This is a genomic window from Zoogloea sp. (assembly GCF_041914405.1).
In the GTDB taxonomy this organism is placed as follows: domain Bacteria; phylum Pseudomonadota; class Gammaproteobacteria; order Burkholderiales; family Rhodocyclaceae; genus Zoogloea.
Genome location: NZ_JAYSDK010000009.1, coordinates 62,085 through 79,011, shown reverse-complemented (window position 1 = coordinate 79,011; position 16,927 = coordinate 62,085). Strand labels below are relative to the sequence as shown.

13 protein-coding genes are annotated in these 16,927 nt (G+C 71.0%); all 13 read right to left on the bottom strand.

Annotation, left to right across the window (positions count from 1 at the left end; all coding sequences use genetic code 11):
• Positions 1 to 7: 7 nt before the first annotated feature.
• The gene (locus ACE3RX_RS07665; protein ID WP_374481981.1) at positions 8 to 1,072 is read right to left on the bottom strand and encodes a peptidoglycan-binding domain-containing protein; all 1,065 of its coding nucleotides are present in this window, start codon (positions 1,070 to 1,072) and stop codon (positions 8 to 10) included.
• Positions 1,073 to 1,077: 5 nt separating this feature from the next.
• Positions 1,078 to 1,632, bottom strand: coding sequence for a hypothetical protein (locus ACE3RX_RS07660; RefSeq protein WP_374481979.1), 555 nt, complete (start codon positions 1,630 to 1,632; stop codon positions 1,078 to 1,080).
• Positions 1,629 to 2,510, bottom strand: a complete 882-nt coding sequence (locus tag ACE3RX_RS07655; protein WP_374481977.1) for a hypothetical protein — start codon at positions 2,508 to 2,510, stop codon at positions 1,629 to 1,631. Before ACE3RX_RS07655 ends, ACE3RX_RS07660 begins: the two co-directional genes overlap by 4 nt.
• A gap of 2 nt (positions 2,511 to 2,512) precedes the next feature.
• On the bottom strand, positions 2,513 to 3,553 hold the full coding sequence (locus ACE3RX_RS07650) for a hypothetical protein (protein ID WP_374481975.1): 1,041 nt from the start codon (positions 3,551 to 3,553) through the stop codon (positions 2,513 to 2,515).
• Positions 3,550 to 4,761 carry a hypothetical protein gene (locus tag ACE3RX_RS07645; RefSeq protein ID WP_374481973.1) on the bottom strand — a complete coding sequence of 404 codons (1,212 nt, stop codon included), beginning with the start codon at positions 4,759 to 4,761 and terminating at the stop codon, positions 3,550 to 3,552. Before ACE3RX_RS07645 ends, ACE3RX_RS07650 begins: the two co-directional genes overlap by 4 nt.
• On the bottom strand, positions 4,758 to 5,606 hold the full coding sequence (locus ACE3RX_RS07640) for a hypothetical protein (RefSeq protein ID WP_374481971.1): 849 nt from the start codon (positions 5,604 to 5,606) through the stop codon (positions 4,758 to 4,760). The genes ACE3RX_RS07645 and ACE3RX_RS07640 overlap by 4 nt, the downstream gene beginning before the upstream one ends.
• A 4-nt stretch (positions 5,607 to 5,610) precedes the next feature.
• On the bottom strand, positions 5,611 to 6,003 hold the full coding sequence (locus ACE3RX_RS07635) for a hypothetical protein (protein ID WP_079432571.1): 393 nt from the start codon (positions 6,001 to 6,003) through the stop codon (positions 5,611 to 5,613).
• 62 nt (positions 6,004 to 6,065) lie between these two features.
• Positions 6,066 to 7,496 carry a phage tail sheath subtilisin-like domain-containing protein gene (locus ACE3RX_RS07630; protein WP_374481969.1) on the bottom strand — a complete coding sequence of 477 codons (1,431 nt, stop codon included), beginning with the start codon at positions 7,494 to 7,496 and terminating at the stop codon, positions 6,066 to 6,068.
• Between the two features lie 132 nt (positions 7,497 to 7,628).
• A complete protein-coding gene (locus ACE3RX_RS07625; RefSeq protein WP_374481967.1) occupies positions 7,629 to 11,234 on the bottom strand; it encodes an AAA family ATPase in 3,606 nt (1,201 codons plus the stop codon).
• Complete coding sequence (locus tag ACE3RX_RS07620; RefSeq protein WP_374481965.1) at positions 11,231 to 12,727, bottom strand: TIR domain-containing protein; 1,497 nt, start codon at positions 12,725 to 12,727, stop codon at positions 11,231 to 11,233. Before ACE3RX_RS07620 ends, ACE3RX_RS07625 begins: the two co-directional genes overlap by 4 nt.
• The gene (locus tag ACE3RX_RS07615) at positions 12,724 to 13,569 is read right to left on the bottom strand and encodes a formyltransferase family protein (RefSeq protein WP_374481964.1); all 846 of its coding nucleotides are present in this window, start codon (positions 13,567 to 13,569) and stop codon (positions 12,724 to 12,726) included. Before ACE3RX_RS07615 ends, ACE3RX_RS07620 begins: the two co-directional genes overlap by 4 nt.
• Before the next feature lies 1 nt (position 13,570).
• Positions 13,571 to 14,596, bottom strand: coding sequence for an ABC transporter substrate-binding protein (locus ACE3RX_RS07610; protein ID WP_374481962.1), 1,026 nt, complete (start codon positions 14,594 to 14,596; stop codon positions 13,571 to 13,573).
• Positions 14,593 to 16,920, bottom strand: coding sequence for an MFS transporter (locus ACE3RX_RS07605; protein ID WP_374481960.1), 2,328 nt, complete (start codon positions 16,918 to 16,920; stop codon positions 14,593 to 14,595). Before ACE3RX_RS07605 ends, ACE3RX_RS07610 begins: the two co-directional genes overlap by 4 nt.
• Positions 16,921 to 16,927 lie beyond the last annotated feature (7 nt).

Genomic DNA, 16,927 nt, shown 5'->3' with positions numbered 1-16,927 from the left:
TGCCGGATCAGGCCGGGGCCTTCAGGGGGTCGAAGCCCTTCGGCAGCGCGTCGGCCTTGAAGCGCTTGGCACGCTTCAGGTTCTTTGCGTCGTAGTCCAGGTGCAGCAGCCGGTTGAGGGTCGCGTTGTCGAGCTTGCCGGTGACCGGCAGTTCGTTGATCTGCTGGAAGGTGCGCAGGCGGCCGGTGAACTCGGCGCTGAAGACCTTGCGGTCAGCCACGTTGGGGGTGACGTAGCCGAGGGCTTCGAGGATCGCGTTGGCGTCCTGCACGTCGCTACCGGCCTTGTCGGTGGAGAAGTCGAGCTCCCACACGGTTTCCACGTCGGGGGCTTCGCCGAACTTGCCGACCGACTTGAGCGGCAGCTTGTCGGCACCGGCTTCCCACAGGCGGCGGGCGCCCAGGCGGTTGATGTCGAGGGACGACACGCTGGCGCCCTTGCCGAAATTCTGCAGCTTGAAGTTCTGGTCGAAGCCGAACTGCAGCAGGCGCAGCGTGCCGGTGTGGGCGAGGACCACGTGGCTCTCGGTGGCGGTGCCGAGCTTGGCTTCGTCGAGGGGAGCCTGTTCGATGCCGAGCAGCTTGTAGAGGGAGGCGCCGATGACCTTCAGGTCGTCCGGTTCGGGCACCTTGTCGGCGATCTGGACGATCTTGTCGATGATGTTGGCGACGTCGGGGATCGGCGAGTCGGGGCTCGGATCCTGGCCCACCGCCAGTTCGAGGGAGTTGATGAACTCCTTGCTGGTGGCGGTCTTGATGAACTCGGCGGAGACCTCGACAAGGGCCTTGGCGGCGTCGCCCTGGATCAGCAGGTCGTTGGCGTCGAGGGTGAAGCGCTGCAGGTAGGCGACAGCCAGCGTGAGCACGTCGAGGGCTTTCATGACGCCCTTGGCGATGGCGTCGTCGCGGAACTCGCGCACCCGCACGACACGCACCCAGCGTGGGGCCTGGTCCTGGCGCTTGCTGTTCTCAAGGGCGACGCGCACCCCGTCGAGCAGGATGGCTACGGCACGGAAGGGGTTGTCGGCGCGGCCGTCGGCGGCGGGCGCGGGAACGGGCGTGTTGTCGGGCATGGTGCTTATCCTCCAGAAAGAGCGGCGCCGGGCACGGCGCTGGCAGGTGGGGTCGCGGGAGCAGGTGTCTTGAGGGCCTTGAGAGCTTCGGAGAGATGGTCGAGGGCGGTGATGAGGCCGCGCCATTCAGCGGGAGCGAGCAGCGAGACCGCGCCTTCGGCGATGTCCACGCCCATGTCGAGGACGCCGGACACCTGGCGGACCGGCCCCGACACCTGCCGGGCGGCACCGGCGGCATCCCCCAGGCCGATGCCGAGGCGGGCCAGCCAGTCGCCGGAGGCGTCCGCGGCTGCACCGATACCGCCGACGAAGCCCGGGATGCAGCCGAGCAGGGCGACCAGCGCATCGGCATCGATGGCGGTGCGGCGCAGCGGCACGGCTCCCGCGCGGATTTCGCTGAGCACCCGGCCGAGCGCGTCGACGCCCTGGGCCAGCTGCGGCTGGGCGCCGAGGTCGCGGGCGATGTTGGGAATCTCCTTGGCGGTCTTGGTCTCCAGCAGGGCGGCCAGCGCCTGCACCAAGACGGCGAGATCGCGCACGATGTCGGCGGCGCTGCTCATTTCAGCCCGCCCTTGACGATACGGTCGAGTTCAGGCGGCAGCTTGAGGTCCTTGATGTCGCCGGCCAGACGGCCCGCCGCGTCGAGTACCTTCTTGAGCTGGTTGAGGAATTCCAGGCCGCCGGAGAAGGCCTTCATCAACGAGCTGAACTTGGATGGATCGAGCTGTTTCAGGAAGGCTGCGCCTTCCTGGACATACTTGGACAGCATCGGGCCGAGGGCGCCAGCCTTGCCCAGCGCGTCGAAGAAGCCGCTGGCCTTGCCCGGATCGGCGGCGGCGAGGGTGTCGAGCACGCCGTTGAGCTGGCCCGTGTCCAGGCTGTCGAGCTTGTTGGCGACGGCGTCGCCGAGGGCGTCCATGTCGAGGCTGTCGAGCAGTGCCGGCTGGGCGGCCAGGGCCGCCGACAGGGAGGCCGGGTCCTGCAACACACCGGCGGCGGCCAGGCTGTTGTCGCTCCACGCGCCGGCATCGGCGGCGACGCCGCTGTTGACGTCGGCCAGCGCGGCGTCGCTGGCCTGGGGCGGTTCGATGTGCTCGCGCAGGCGCAGGCTGAAGCGGAAGCGATCCCGGTAGCCGGCCACCTGTCGAACCTTGAAGTCCTCGATAACGACTTCGGTGAGCTCGGTGCCCACCACCAGGTCCGCTGCGAAGGATTGAGGCTCGGCCTTGGCATGGGCCTGGCGCAGGGTTTCGAGGGAGGACAGGGCTTCTTCGCCGAGCAGCAGGCCATCGATGAGGATGGTGACCGGCTCGCGTCCCAGGTCCTGGAACACGCTGCCCTGCTGCTCTGGCACCCGTTGCTCGACGAGGGTGCGCGCTTCCTCGGTGTGCAAGTCCTGCACACCGGTGAGTTCGATCTTGCCGATGCGCACGCTCATGTTCAGAAGCCCAGCCGGGTGATGGCGCCGCGCTGGCGATCCAGCCGGTGGCAGACGTGACGGACGCGCAGTGTGCTGCCCTGGCCGAGCAGGCTGGCGGCGGCATGGTCGGCGGGCAGGTTGTCGATCGACACGAGGTCGCCGGGCTGGACCTTGGGGGCAGCAAAGGTCTCCAGGCTGCCGCCCAGCAGGCGGGCAGCCAGGCTGGCGGCCCAGGCCTTGGCGACCGCTTCGACGGACTCGCCGGAGCGCAGCGCGCCTTCGCGGAGCCTGAACGGGCGCGTGCCTAGCTTGCCGGCCTGGACCTGCCCGTCGCTCAAGACGGCGGCCTTGGCGCTGACGCCGGCCAGGTCGGTGCTGAGCCAGTGGGCCTTGTCGGCTCCCTTGGCGCTGGCGGCGCCTTCCCCCCACACCTCGATGCTGTCGAAGGCCGGGATGCGCTTCTCGACGGCCAATCGGATCACCGTTTCGCCGAACTTGAAATGGTGATCTGCGCTCCCCGTCTTTGGCGCGGCGCAGTGGATCTTGCCGTCGCCGCCGGCAAACAGGTCGGCGCCGCACAGCAGGGCTAGGCGGCGCAGGTGGCCGAGGGCCGTGGGGCCGCGGTGCAGGGCCCAGCCTGACAGCTCGGGCCCCTTGCTGATGCTGCCGGCCGCTGCGCCGACCTTGTCGATCAGGTCCTTGATGATGAAGTCGGCTGAGACGCTGTCGTAGGCGGCTTCCACCTCGCTGCGGCCAAGTTCCGCCAGTGCGCCGTGGGCGATGATCGTTTGGCCGGTGGCGCCGGCCCGGGTGCCCGCGACGGTGCCGGTGAAGACGGTTTGTGCGCCATCGCCGGCGTCCAGCTCGATGGTGACCGGATCACCGGCGGCCGGTGGCGCCACGTTGCTGTCGGCCAACTCGATGGTGCATGCCGCGCCAGGGCCGTCCATGTTCAGGTCGACGCAGAGTTGCAGCAACTGGCGCTGGGACTCGCTGGCCTTGCTGCTGGCGAGTGCGCTACCGATGTGCACCTGGTAGGCGCTCTGGAGGCGGGCTTTCATACGTCCAGTCCCTGGCGGCGGGCCGCATCGCGCAGCAGGGCGACGAGGGCGGTTTCGAGCTCCTGGGCGTCGCGGGGGGCCGCGCCGTCGCCGGCCAGCGCGACGCTGACGTGGAAGTGGTTGTTCACGCGTGGGCCGCCGGACATCGGGGCGGCGGGGTCGATGCCCTCGTCCTGGCGCAGGCCAGCGTCCGTCAATTGCCAGGCCTTGTCGAGCACCGGTTCCAGGGCGTCGGCCACGCGACCGATGGCGGCGGCTCGGGGGGCGGCCGCAACAGGCGCGGCGGGGCTGCGGGGCATTCGTGGAGTGTCGGTGTCCGCCGGTGCTGCCGTGTGTCCGGTGGCGGGGCCGGGGAGGGCGCCAGCGGCCTGTTTGTTGAGCCGCCAGCGTCCGGGCGTGCTGCGGGTGGGCGTGGCCACAGAGAGGAGCGTTGCCGCGGCCTGGGCGGGTGGTGTGCCGGGTGCTGCCTGTCCGGCGCCAGGCGCCGGGGTGAATCTGCCATCCGGCGCCAGTCCGCCGGGGGCCGGGTGTGGAGCCGGGCTAGCCACCGCGGCGAAGTCCGGGGCGAAGGGGGCGGGTGTGGGCGGCACGCTGCGCAGGAAGAAGGGCGCCTTGTGAGGCGAATGTGATGTCACCGGCGCATCTGCGGTGGTACCGGCCCCGGCGGATGATGGCTGCGGTGCCGGTATGGGGGACAGGAGGGGCGCAGTGGCGTGCTCTCCGCCGGGATGGGCGACGCCGGGCCCCGTGGCGCCGGCGACCGGGTGCAGCAGCAGGGGCTTGTGGCTGGCGGGGGCCGTGAGGGACGAGCTCGGGCTGCCGTGCTGGGGTGCCGGTGCGACGCTTGTTTCCGGATGACGGGCTGGAGCGCCTGCAAGGCCATGGTGCTCCTTGGAGGCGGACGTGCCGGAGCCCGGGCGGGGCAGATGCGGAATGGGGGGGTGTGCGGCTTCCGCCCCTGCGGACGCCGGTGCGTCGGAGGCCGTGGGCTGCGTTGCCTTGGCTGACTGCGCAGCACGACCGGGCCATGAAGCGGGGCTTGGGGAAGGCGCCGGGAACAGGCCCGCTGCGGCGCGCGCCGTGTGCCGGTCACCCCCGTCGTCCGGCGGCTCGTCAACCTCCAGGGCGAGCTTGCGCCGGGCCTCCTCCAGGCTGCGGTCGAGGGGGTGAAGGATGCGGGCGACGAGGAGTTCGGTGCTGGTCGTCACCGGGACATCCTTTCCGGCTGGTCGGTATTGTCCGTGCCGTCGTCCTCGATGCGGATCACGGTGGCGTCCGGATGGTCGGCCAGGCTGCGCCGCTGCGGTGTCCGGGCGGGCTGCAGCAGATCGAGCATGCGCAGCAGCCGATCCACCTCGGCGGCGGGGGTTGCCCACACCTTGGCAGGCGTCCAGCCCAGCGCCTGGCACAGCCGCAGGGTGCGGGCGGCGCACTGGCGGGCGGCCTCGCCGCCCTGCAGCAGGCGATCGGCTTCCTCGTCGAGGACGTTCAGTGCCACGGTGGCATGGAGCAGCAAGGCGGTGGCGCGGGCGTCGAGATCATCGATACCGCCCGGCGCATCAAGGGTGGCGACGGTGGCTTCCACCATCCTTTCCAGGTAGCGCACCGGGTCGAACAAGGTTTCATCGTCGAGTTCGTCGGACAGGGCCGCGTCGAGTGCCGCGAGGCGCTGGTGTTCGGTCCACGGGCGCAGGCGCACGCGGGCCGGGTTGTCATAACTGCCGAGTTCGAGCCATTCCCCCTCCGCGGGCGGCTGCGCCAGCGGAGCGTCGCCGCCCGCTGCCCACCACAGGGCGATGGGGGCGATCAGCCGCCGGCTTTCGTCGTCCGCCACCAGGCCGTTGAGCACCGCGTCGCAGAGGATCCGGCTGTCGAGGCGCAGGCCCGAGGGGGAGGGCGCGGTGCACAGGCGCAAGGTGTCCATGTGACGGCGATAGGTCCAGGGCGGGAGGGTGATCGTCAGCGTGCCGACGCTGACCCCGAGCGGCCGGTGGAAGCCCCCGAAGTCGAGCCGGTAGGCCGTGCCGGCGAGGTTCAGCTCCAGCGGACCCAAGGGCTCATTCCTCGCGGACCCGCGTGGCGCTGAAGGTGTAGGCGGTGACTACGGTACCGCCTGCGCCAAGGCTGAAGGCCTTGTCCTCGATGTAGCAGTCGTCGAAGGAGACAGTGCGTTTCGGCGAGTCGGCGGCGTCGTCCTTCTTGAGGTTGGCGACGAGCTGGAAGCGGGCCTGCTTGTCCAGGTGGCCGTCGAGCTTGAAGCTGGCCGAGCGGACGGTGATCTCGCCCTGCACGGTGCGCAGGCCGAAGCTCACCGCGACGCGCTCGTCGCTGCCCACGGCGCGGATGTCCTCGCGTTCGGTGACGACACGGTAGGCCAGGGACTGCAGGCCTTCGATGGCTTCGCCGTCTACCAGCACGCTGGAGCGATTGGCGGAAAAAACGGTCGGCATGGCGGACTTCTCCGGAGAGGCTGGGGGCTACGGGGAAAACGGCGGTTCGGGCTGGGTGCGGCTCAGACCTGGACCAGGACCGTGGCGTAGATGTAGTCGATGGCCCGCACCGGGCGGACGGCCAGGTCCACCCGGACGATGCCCTGGGCGAAGTCCTGCTGGCTCGAATAGACGTTGAGCTTGAAGGCCGGATCGGTGCCGTCGGTGGAGGGAACGATGGCACCTTCCTTCTGCATCTGGACCAGGAACTCGACCAGCTTCTGCTTGAGGGCGCCGCGGCCTTCCTCGTTGTTGAGGCGGCCGATGAAGAGCTCACCGATGGTCTTGACGCCGCGCACCGCGTGGTCGGCGACCCGGCGTACGCTGATCTGGTCGCCATCGGTGGTGAGGCCGCGGATCACGATGATGCCGCGGCCGCGCTGGGCCACGATGGGTACCACGTTCTTGCGCAGGAGCTCCTGCTGGGCTTCCACGCCGAGGGCCGGGGCGGGCTCGCCGAGGCCGGACAGGCGCTTGAAGGTGGGGGACTGGAAGTAGTCGAGGCTGCCGGTGGTGCCTGCCACCGCGCCGACGACACCGGCCGGGGCGACCAGCACGAAGCGGTCGGAAACCAGGGTGCCGGTGAGCTTGTCGGCGGCGCTGGCGATCTCCGCCGCCGTTGCGCCGGGAACCTCGCCGAAGCCGATGCGCCCCTGGCTGCGGGCGCTCATGCGGTCGCAGTGGCTGACCACGTCGGCGTAGATGCGACCGACCCGGGTGGCATCCCTGGTGTCCTGCACGGACACCAGCACCATGTCCACGTCGGCCTCGTTTTCGAGTTGCGCGAGGGCCTGGCGGTAGGCGTCGGGGTCTGCGTCGCTGGCTCCGGCCAGCGCATAGGCGGCGGCGCTGGGATCCTTGCCGTCGGGGCTGTCCTTGGGGGCCTTGAGCTTGTCCCGGTCCTCGGCGATGCGCAGCAGCTGGGACTGTGCCGCCAGCACGTCGCGGGCGTTGCGGATCTGGTCGGCCGGGTCGGCGGACAGATTGCGGTGCACTTCCTTGTAATCGCTGCCGGCGTAGCGGGCGGTGAGGTCGAAGACCGTGCGGGTCTCATCTTCTCCGCTTTCGAGCTTCTTGCCGGTGGGAACCTGGCGGGACACGATGCTGACCGAGATGGCATTGCCCCACGGCCCCGGTGCGCGGGCGAGGAGGGTGAAGGCGGCGGAGTTGCCCGTGGCGGCCGGAACCTTGACGCTGGCCGTGCTGCTGCAGGCAACCGGACAGACGACCAGCTCGAAGACCCCGTTGCCGAGGGCCTGGGCGGCTTCGGGCAGGCTGAAGGCGCTGGCCGAGCCGAAGCCGTCGATGAAGCTGCGCCAGCTGGCCGCCCGGCCGACGCCGGAGCCTGGATTCTCGACGATGCCGACCAGTCCGAGAACGCCCGACGGGGCGAGCTGGGGCGCCAGGACTTCCTTGACGACCTTGACTTCGACGCCGGGGATGATCAGTGCCATGGGATGCCTCCTCCCGATCCTGTCTGTGTGAACGCGTCGCCTGTTGTGCGGCAGATTATTTTTATGTCATTGCTGTTGGGGCCGCTGCGACGCGTGACCTGATTACTCAGATTAGATGCCGCTTTGCCAATGTCAAGGCCGCGGCGCAGCGCCGGGCGGGCAGCCGGGCAAGGCGCGTCCGGTGTCGGGCGGCGGAATCCGGCTGATCAGCACGCAGGCCAGGCGTACCCATTCCGAGGGTGTGCCGCTCGAGAGGGTGATGCCACCCTGCCAGTCGGCGGAGACGAGGCCGAGGCCGTCCGGCAGCCACGCCAGGGCCAGGATGGGACTGCCGTGGTGGAGCAAGGGGGCATGCAGGTTCTGGCCGGATTGCGCATCCCACAGGCGCAGACGGCCTTGCCGGTCGAAGCCGGCGAGGGTCCGCCCGTCCGGCGACATGGCCAGGCCGAGCAGGGTGCCGCCGGAATTACCGAGCGGGTTGGGGGGGGCTGCGTCGGCCTTCCAGCGCAGCAGCCCCTGCTGCTGGCTGGCGAGCAACAGTGCCCCGTCTCCGGGCTGCCAGGCCGCCCCGTAGAGGGCGCCGCTGCTGCTTGCCGCCGAGGTGGCCAGTCGTCGTCCGTCCTTGCTGTCCCATACCAGGGCCCGGCCGTCGTAGCCGACGCTGACGAGGCGGCTGGCGTCCGGGGCAAAGGCCAGACTGGCCACCGGCCCACCGTGCTCCAGCAGGAGCGGCTGCGGCGTGGCGGCGGGCATCTCCCAAAGGTGGATGCGGCCATCCCGCCCGGCGGCGGCGAGAAGGTGCCCGTCGGGGCTGAAGAGCGCCCGCTGCAGCGGTGCGCCGTCTGCCAGCAGGGGGCGCGGCGGTCCTTCGCCGCCCGCGTCCCACAGCAGCAGGCGGCCGTCCTGGCCGGCGCTGGCGAGGTGCCGGCCGTCGGGGCTGAAGGCCAGGCTCACCACCAGCGCGGTGTGCCCGTCGCGGGGAGCGCCGACCGGTGTGCCGCTCTTCCCGTTGCGCCATTGCAGGCGGGCCCTTGCATCGGCGCTGACCAGGCGCCGCCCGTCCGGGCTGAAGGCGAGCGCCCACACGGTGTCCTTCGTGGGGGCCAGCGGCCTGCTCAGCGGGCCGTGGCCGCTCGTGTCGTGGCGGATCAGCAGGTCGTCGTCGCCGCCGCTGAGGAAACTGCCGTCCGGCAGGAAGATGGCAGCCTGTGCGTTGCCCGTGTGACCTGGGCGCTCGACGGCGCTGCGGCCTGGCTGGGTGAGTTCATGGACGCGCACCTGGCGCTGTTCGCCAACCGCCACGAGGCGGCGGCCGTCGGGGCTGAAGGCCAGCTTGCGCACCCCGGCCTCGTAGCCGCCGAGCGGATCGCCGAGCTGGATGAGGCGGGGGGCCTGCCACAGCAGCACGTGCCGGTCCGCGCTGGCGGTGGCGAGGGTCTTGCCGTCCGGCGCGAAGGCCACGTCATGCAGCACGGCCGGGTGGCTGGCCTGGGCGACCGGAGTGGCGCTGCCGTCGAGGCGCCACAGGAACAGGTTGCCGTCGTAGCCGACCGAGGCCAGGGATTCGCCGTCGGGGCTGAAGGCCAGGCCGGTGACGGTGTCCGCGTGGGCCAGCAGCGGGGCGCCCAGTGGCGCGCCGCTGAGTCCGTCGCGCAGCACGATGCGCCGGTCGGCGCCGGCGCTGGCGAGGCGCCGTCCGTCCGGGCTGAAGACGAGCGCATGCACCGGGCCTTCGTGGTCGTCGAGGACCACCCGGGCACGATGCTCAGCCAGCTGCCACAGCACGATGCGGTGATCGGCGTCGGCGCTGGCGAGGGTCTGTCCGTCGGGGCTGAAGTCGAGGGCCAGCACGGTATTGGCGTGGGCCTGCAGGGTGGCGACGATGCTGCCGCCCCGCCACAGCCGGATGCTGCCGTCCTTGCCACCGCTGGCGACGAGCTGTCCATCGGGGCTAACGGCCAGTGCCTGTACGCCTTTCTGGCCGGCCTGCCACCAGTCGAGGGGTGATTGGGCGAGGGCCGCGAGCAGGCTGTCGCGGGCTTCGAAGGTCGGCTCGCGGGCGTAACTGGCGGCGGCCAACTGCAGGGCTCCGGCCAGGTTGCCGGTGGCCAGTTCGCTGGAGGACTCGGCGGCCAGCTGGCGGGACAGGGCGATCTCGCCCGCCTTCTCGGCCCGCTGCCACAGGAAGCCGGTGACGCCGGCGACCAGCGTGGCGGCGGCGATGGCGACGACGGTGACGCGCCACACCCGCTGGTTGCGGCGCCTCTCGGCTTCTGCCCGCCTCTCGGCGGCCGCCCGTGCCTGCTCGGCGGCGGCGGCTTCGTCGCGGGCCCGGCGGCTGGCGTCGAGGAAGGCCAGCGCGGGTTCGAGGGCGCGGCCGTATTGCTGGGCCCAGGCCGGGGTCGGTTGCGCGCGGGCCTGCCAGTCGAGAGCGAACTGCAGTTCCGGGTCGCGCCACAGGCTGGCTTCGCCAGCGGCGTGGAGTTCGGCAGCATCGGCCAGGCGGCGCAGCATGCGAGCCGACTCCGCTTCCCGGGCGCCCCAGTCACGCAGGCGATCCCAGATGCGCATCAGGCTCTCGTGGGCCAGGTCCACGATGCTGCTGGCCTGCAGCGGAACGTCGGCGGGGGGCATCAGGAAGGCGACGCCGGGCACCCGGAATGGTGCCAGCGTGGCGTCCAGTTCGGTGGCGTTGGCTCCGGCGATGGCGGCCAGGTCGCCAAAACGGGTCGGCCGGCGGATACCGCGGCTGTCGGTACTGGTGTCGGTCAGCGCGCGGAAGGCCCGGGCGCACAGGGCCTGCCGTGCTGCCGGCAGGCTGGCGTGGATCTCCTCGGCATGCTGGTTGAGGGCTTGGTTTAGGGTGCCGATGGCGTCGTAGTGGCGGCCGTCGATGGGGCTCGGCTCGCCGCTGGCCCGCCAGTGGGCCCAGGTGCGTGCGAGGGCATGCTGGAGCAGGGAGAGCTGGTCCGGGTCATCGCCGACGTCGTTCACCAGGCGGGTCAGCAGTGTTGGCGCGATGTCCGCGCCGAAGACCCGCGCCGGTCCGACGATGGCGGAGCGGCGTTCGTCCCGGCTCATCCGCGGCACCAGGTACTGGCCGCCGTTGATGGCCTCCGGCAGGCCGGCGAAGCGCGCGCAGTCGCCGAGGAAGTCGGAGCGCATCGTCATCACCACGTGGATCGGGGTGTCCGCCTGGCGGGCTTCGAGCAGCAGATTGACGAAAGCGGTGGCCTGGTCGTCCTGCTGGTCGGCCAGGTAGCGGTAGCGGAACAGCTCCTCGAACTGGTCCACCACCACCAGCAGCTGCGTGCCGGCGGGCACGGCGGCTTGGCGAAAGGCCTCGACGAGGCCACGGCGGCTCATCGCCAGCGTGGCTTCGACGAGCTCGGCGGCGCTGAACGGCCCCGCTGGTGCTGACCGGTACAGCGCGCCGGGTTGCGCGAGGGCTTCGGCCAGCGCGCGCAGGGGCTGGCCGCCGGGCCGGCAGCTGGCCATCCGCCAGGCGCTGCCGGCACGGGCCAGCAGGCCCCGGTGCAGGGCTGGGCGCAGGCCGCAATTGACGAGGGAGGACTTGCCACAGCCGGAACTGCCGATGACGGCCAGGAAGCGCTGGCGGGCGAGGGTGTCCACCATCGCGTCCACCTGCGCCTCGCGGCCGAAGAACAGGTATTCCTCGTCCTCCCGGAAGGGGCGGATGCCCGGGTAGGGGCAGGTCGGGGTGGTAGGGGCGCTCATGGCGCCGGCTCCAGGCCGAGGGCGGCCGCAAGCGGGGCCAGTGCTTGCGGCTGGAGGCCGTTCAGGCCGTCGAGGGTGTCTGTGTCGGCGAGGGCCTGCAGCACTTCCTTGTCGTCGCTGAGGGGCGGGGCGAGCAGTGTGAAGCGGGCGCGCAGCGGGCGCTGCCGGTCGAGCCCCTGCAGTTTGCGCAGCTCGTTTTCCTGGTGGTACTTCCAGGTCTCGTCGCCGGCCCCGTAGTAGAGGATCAGCGCATCGCAGTCGAGCACGCGCTGCCGGTTGGCTTCGCGAACCTCCGCGGCGTCGCCGGCGAACAGTGGCAGCGTGACGTCCACGCCCAGGCTGCGCAGCTGCTTGATGAGCGGGACGCTGTCCTTGCGGTCGCGGGCGTCGCACAGCAGGTGGATCCGCGGTGCGCTGGTTGCGCCGCTTTCGGCAGGTGCGTCGGGGGGCGCTTCGGGTTTCTTCAGCGCGGCATGGATGGCCGCCTTGAGGGTTTCCAGATCGCCGTTCACCAGGTCGGCGCCCAGCTGCAACGCGGCATCCTGCTGCAGTGCATCGATGAAGGCCTGCTGGGCCGGCTGCGTGGCGGCGGTGCCGGCAGGGAGCCAGATCACCCGGCGCAGGCCGGTGCTGCGGCTGCGCTCGGCGGCCAGCCGGTTCTGCAGCACCACGACGGACTCGGCGCTGTCGCCGTCCGGTACGCGTCCGTAGCCTTCGCCGATGAGGTGGATTGACAGTGCGCTGCGCTCCAGCAGTTCGCCGACGGCGGCCAGGTATTCGTCTTCGTCGTCCGGCAGGCGCCGGTCTGGCAGCACGGTGTAGCCGCAACAGGCCAGTTCCGCCTCGATGCACTCGCGGGCGTCGCGGCGATCCCGGCTGCATTCGGCGAGGAAAACGGTGGGCTTGCTGGCCTCGGCGTTACCGGTGGCATCGTTGGCAGCGGGCTGCTGGAGTTGTTCGAGCTGGGCGGCCAGATCCCAGGCGAGCTTGTTGGCCTTGCGCAGGAAGGCCTGGCGGGGCTGGTCGCCATAGGCGGGATCCAGCTCGCGGGGCGTGCGGTCTTCGTCGAACTCGAAGAACTCGTAGCCGAGCAGCTGGCCGACCGCCTCGGGCAGCGCGCCGCTGCCGTCGATCGGCAGTTTGAGCACCTTGATGACGCGCGCCTTGTTGCCGACCACCAGGCGGTGTTCGTCTTCCGCCCGCCGGCAGAAGTTGGTGATCTCGCGGGTGCACCACTCGGACTTGAGGTAGCGGGGCGTGAGCACCGACACGAACAGCGCAGTGCGGGCCAGCTGATCGAGGATCTCGTCGGAGAACACGTCGTTGCCGCGCAGCTTGTCATCCCGCCAGATGTCGGCAGGGGCGCCCAGGCGCTGGCTGAGGAGGGTCTGCAGGGTGCTGTGGAACAGGCTCACCCAGCCCAGCTGGTCGGCCGTCAGCGGCTGGTTGTCCAGGTGGGCGTAGCTGATGAAGACCTGCCGTTCGAAGCTCATCGGGCGAGCGCCGGTGACAGGGGGATGGACTGGCCCGGCGGTACGAAGCGCTGCAGCCAGTCGGCGTAGGTGAATGGACACCACAGCTTCAGGCCGAGGCTTTCGAGGTGGGCGAACTCGTCGGCGCTGGGCATCGAGCGGTAACGCCGTTGCCGGCGGTCCTGGGGATGGCCGGCGGGGCGGCGCCCGGCCGCGCATTCGTCGATGACCGCGCGCAGGGTCGGGATCGCCAGCGGATACAGCTCGCGCACCTGGCTGAGCAGGCAGCGCCGCGTTTCGATGGGGTGGCGGTGCACATCGAGCAGGGGGCCGTCGTCGATCCCCGGGGTGATCCAGTGGACGCTGCAGGCGAAGGCGTCGGCGCGATCCAGCACGGCGCGCAGTGGAGCGTGAAGGCCGGCATAGATCGGCAGCTCGCCGGGGTGGACGTTGAGCATGCCGAAGCGCGGGATGGCGATGGTCTCGGCGTCGAAGAGCAGGCTGAAGCGGGCGGAGATGACCAGGTCCGGTTCCAGCGCCGCCATCCTTTCCCGGGCGGTGGAACTGTTGACGTCGCCGACCACCTGCACAGGGACACGGTAGCGCTCGGCGAGGCCGGCGAAGGTCGCTTCGGACGGCACCGCGCCCGGCGGCAGCGCGTCGACCAGCGGGAAGACCAGTTCCTCCGGCAGGGTCCGCTCGAGGAAGCGCAGGGCGACCAGGCCCGGCACCGCGTTTTCCGCCTCGCGGGTTTTGTCCGATAGCCAGACCTCCAGCAGGCGGTGGCCTGCCAGGGCCGGCAGCAGGCGGTTGAGGAAGTGCAGGCCGTGGAGGTCCCGCTTCGAGCAGACGAGGATGCGCATCTCAGTGTTCTCCACTGTCGATGCCGACGATCTCGGCGACGTCGAGCAGCTTGAGGGGTGGGTAGCGGCCGAGCTGGAGGGCGACCGGCAGGTTGATCAGGTAGGAGAAGTTGCGCGGCAGCGTCACCGGGATGTCCGCCGGCGAAGTCTTGTCGCGGAGGATGCGGACCGCCTGGGCGGCGGTGAAGCGGCCGACGTCCTCGTACTTGTTGACCACGCCGAACAGCGCGCGGGACTGTTGTACCGGCGCTTCGGCCGCGGCGAAAACGGGTAGGCCGCGGGCCAGCGCGCCGTCGGTGAGGGCATCCCGGCGGCTGTTGAGGAAGCTGTCCGGCCCCTGGTAGAGCAGGTCCACTTTCTCGCGGGCGAGTTCGTCCAGAAGGCCCGGCAGCGCGTTGCCATCCGGGGTGCCGGACGGGGACACCGGTAGCCGGCGCTCGACCAAGGTGAAGCCGTTGCCGGCGGCGAGGCCGCGGAGTTCGTCGCGGGTGCTGACCGAGTTGGATTCGGTCTCGTTGAGGATGTAGCCGATCCGTTTGAAGTCCAGATAGCTGCGGGCGGCCTTGATCTGGGTTTCCACCGGCAACAGGTAGAGGGTGCCGCTGACGTTGCGGCGCGGGCGGTCGAGTCCGGGCACGATGCCGGCGGCGACGGGGTCGGAGACGATCATGAAGAGCACCGGCCGGTCGGTGATGTGGCGTTGAGGATCGATGTGCCGCCAGTCGCCGACCGTTTCCTGGGTGACGGTGGTTCCCCAGGTGACGACCAGGTCGGGCTTGCTGCGGCGCGTCTCGTCCACGAAACCGGCGACGCGGCGCTTGTCTTGTGCCGCGTCGCGCAGCGTGAATTCGGCAGCGATGCCGCGCTGGCGGAAATAGGCCTGGAAGCCGCGGCAGGCTTCCTCGCAGCCGCGGAACAGCAGCATCGTGATGCGGTAGGGGGCGCCTTCCGCCGCGGCCGGCAGCGGGCCCAGCAGGCTGGTGGTCGCGGCGGCGAAGGCGAGCAGCAGGCGGAGCGGACGGTTCACGCGGCTTTCCTTTCCTGGGTCTGAAGGAACGCAAATCCGAGGCTGGCAAGGATCACCAGCGCGCCTATCGCGGCCATCACGCCGCCGTAGGCGGCCAGCGTCAGCAGGCTGCCGGCCAGCAGCGGGCCGATTACCGCGCCGAGGCGCTCGACAGTGCGCAGCAAGACCACCGCCGCCGGACCGTTGCGCCCGAGCATCGCCTGCAGTGCAGCGGCCGACAGGCCGGTGCCGATGCCGAGGGCTGCGATGCCGGCGAACAGTGCCGGAGCGCCGCCGAACAGGCCGGCCAGGCCACCGAGGCCGATCACCAGCCCGCCGAGCAACACCAGTCCCCGTTCCCAAGCGTAGCGGTCGGACAGCCAGGATGCCATCGGGTTGCTGGCGGTGACCAGCAGAAAATACATCATCATCGCCCTGCCGGTCGACCCGCTGCCGAAGCCCTCCTGCTGCAGCGCCAGTGGAACCAGGTAGAACAGGAAGCCGGCGAGGGCCAGCTTGGCCGGCAGCGCGGCGGTGAGCAGCGGGACCAGCACCCGGCGCTGCAACAGCAGCCCGAGCAGCGGTGGCGACGCATGGGTGGCGGCCGGCGGTGGACAGGGGTGGTCCAGGCGCTGCACGAGCAGGGCTAGCAGGCTCATGCCGACGGCGCCGGCAAACACTGCGGCGGCGCCAAACTGCTCGGCCAGCAGACCGCCGATCGGGGCACCGCAGATCGCGGCGGTCTGCACCGCGCCGACGAACAGCGCGAGGGCGCGGGCCCGTTCGCCGTCGGCCGCGGCGCGCAGGAAATACTGTTGCATGGCCATCGTGCCAATGGCGTAGCCGGCCGCGCACAGGCAGCGGGCGGCGATGAAGGCCACGTAGCCGCCGCCCGCCAGCGCCCAGCCGAAGCCTGCGGCGGACAGCGTGGCGCCTATCGCGAAGGTGCGGGTGGTGCCGAAGCGCTCGGCCCAGCTGCCGGCGAAGGGCGTCAGGAGGGCGAAGCTCGCCATGTAGGCGGAGATCGGCAGGCCGATCGCCGTGGCGCCCTGCGCTCCGGCTGCCTCGGCCAGGCCGCTGATGTGCAGTGGCAGGAAGGCGCGGGTCAGCTCCTCCGACAGGATCAGCAGGAACACCGCCAGCCGCGCCAGGCCGAGACGCCCGCGGCCGGCGGAGGCCGGGTCGAGGCGGTCGCCGGCGAGGATTGCGCCTAGGGTTTCGTTGAAGAGCACGACGGCGACCAGGAACACGATGGCCAGGTCGACGGCCTGGCTGAGCATCTCCCGGTGGACCACGTGGCCGTCGGTGCTGGCCGTCAGCCGGGCCAGGGGCTGGCCGTCCGGGCTGGTGACGACGGCTTCGATGTGGTGGCCGGTTTCGCCCGGGTGTTCGCGCAGGTAGCTGTGGGCGGGGCCCTGCAGGCGCAGGGACAGGATCTCGGGATGGCGGGCGAGGGCGTCGTCAAAATAGGCTTCGACGCCGTTGAGGCGGTCGAACGGAATGCCGAGGGCGAGCGCCGCGGAGACCCGCCCGGCCATGGTGCCGGCCAGGGTGCGGGCCTTGGCGTCGAGGGCCGGGGCGAGGCGCTCGGAGAAGCTCGGCAGGGTCTGCAGGCTGAGGGCCAGGCTGCTGCTTGCGGCGAGCAGCAAGGCGGCCACCAGGATGCGGACGCGTAGCCTTGCCCGCTGGCCGCCCCAGCGGGCCGCCGCTGTCAGCAACAGTGGCAGTGCGGTCGCGACCCCCGCCAGCGTGGCGAGCAGGCGGGGCCAGGCGGCCCCACGGGCGGCCTGCAGGGTGGCCGACAGCGCGCCGGCATCGACGTCGAACAGCACGCTGCCGACGATCTCGCCGCCGCTGTCGGCCAGGCGCAGCCCAACCCGCAGCGGTCCTTGCCCCGGCAACTGCGACCAGGCGCTCCTGCTCTTGAGGATGGTGTCGAGTTCGCCTGGAGTGAGGGCTGGGCCCGGTGTGCCGCTCTCGAACAGGAGGTGCCCGTCGGCCGCAACGACGCGGATGGCCCGGAGGTCTGGATCCGCGGCCTGCAGGCGGGGCAGCAGGCGGCGGACGCCGGCCGACTCGGCGAGGAGCAAGCCATTGGCGGAACTGCGCTGGAAGGTGGCCTGGACCTGGTCTGCGGCGATGGCGATGCGGGAGACGGTGATCCCGACCAGCAGGTCGTGCTCTTTATGGAGCAGCAGCAACGCCTGCAGGCCCAGCGCGAGAGCCTGGGCGGTGAACAGCAGCAGGCCGATACGCAGCCAGCTGCCCAGCGGAAAGGGGGAGGCCGGCGTGTCGGCAAGGTGCCCCGCCCGGCTGGCCGGGCGGGAGTCGGGGGCTGGCTGCATCCACGTC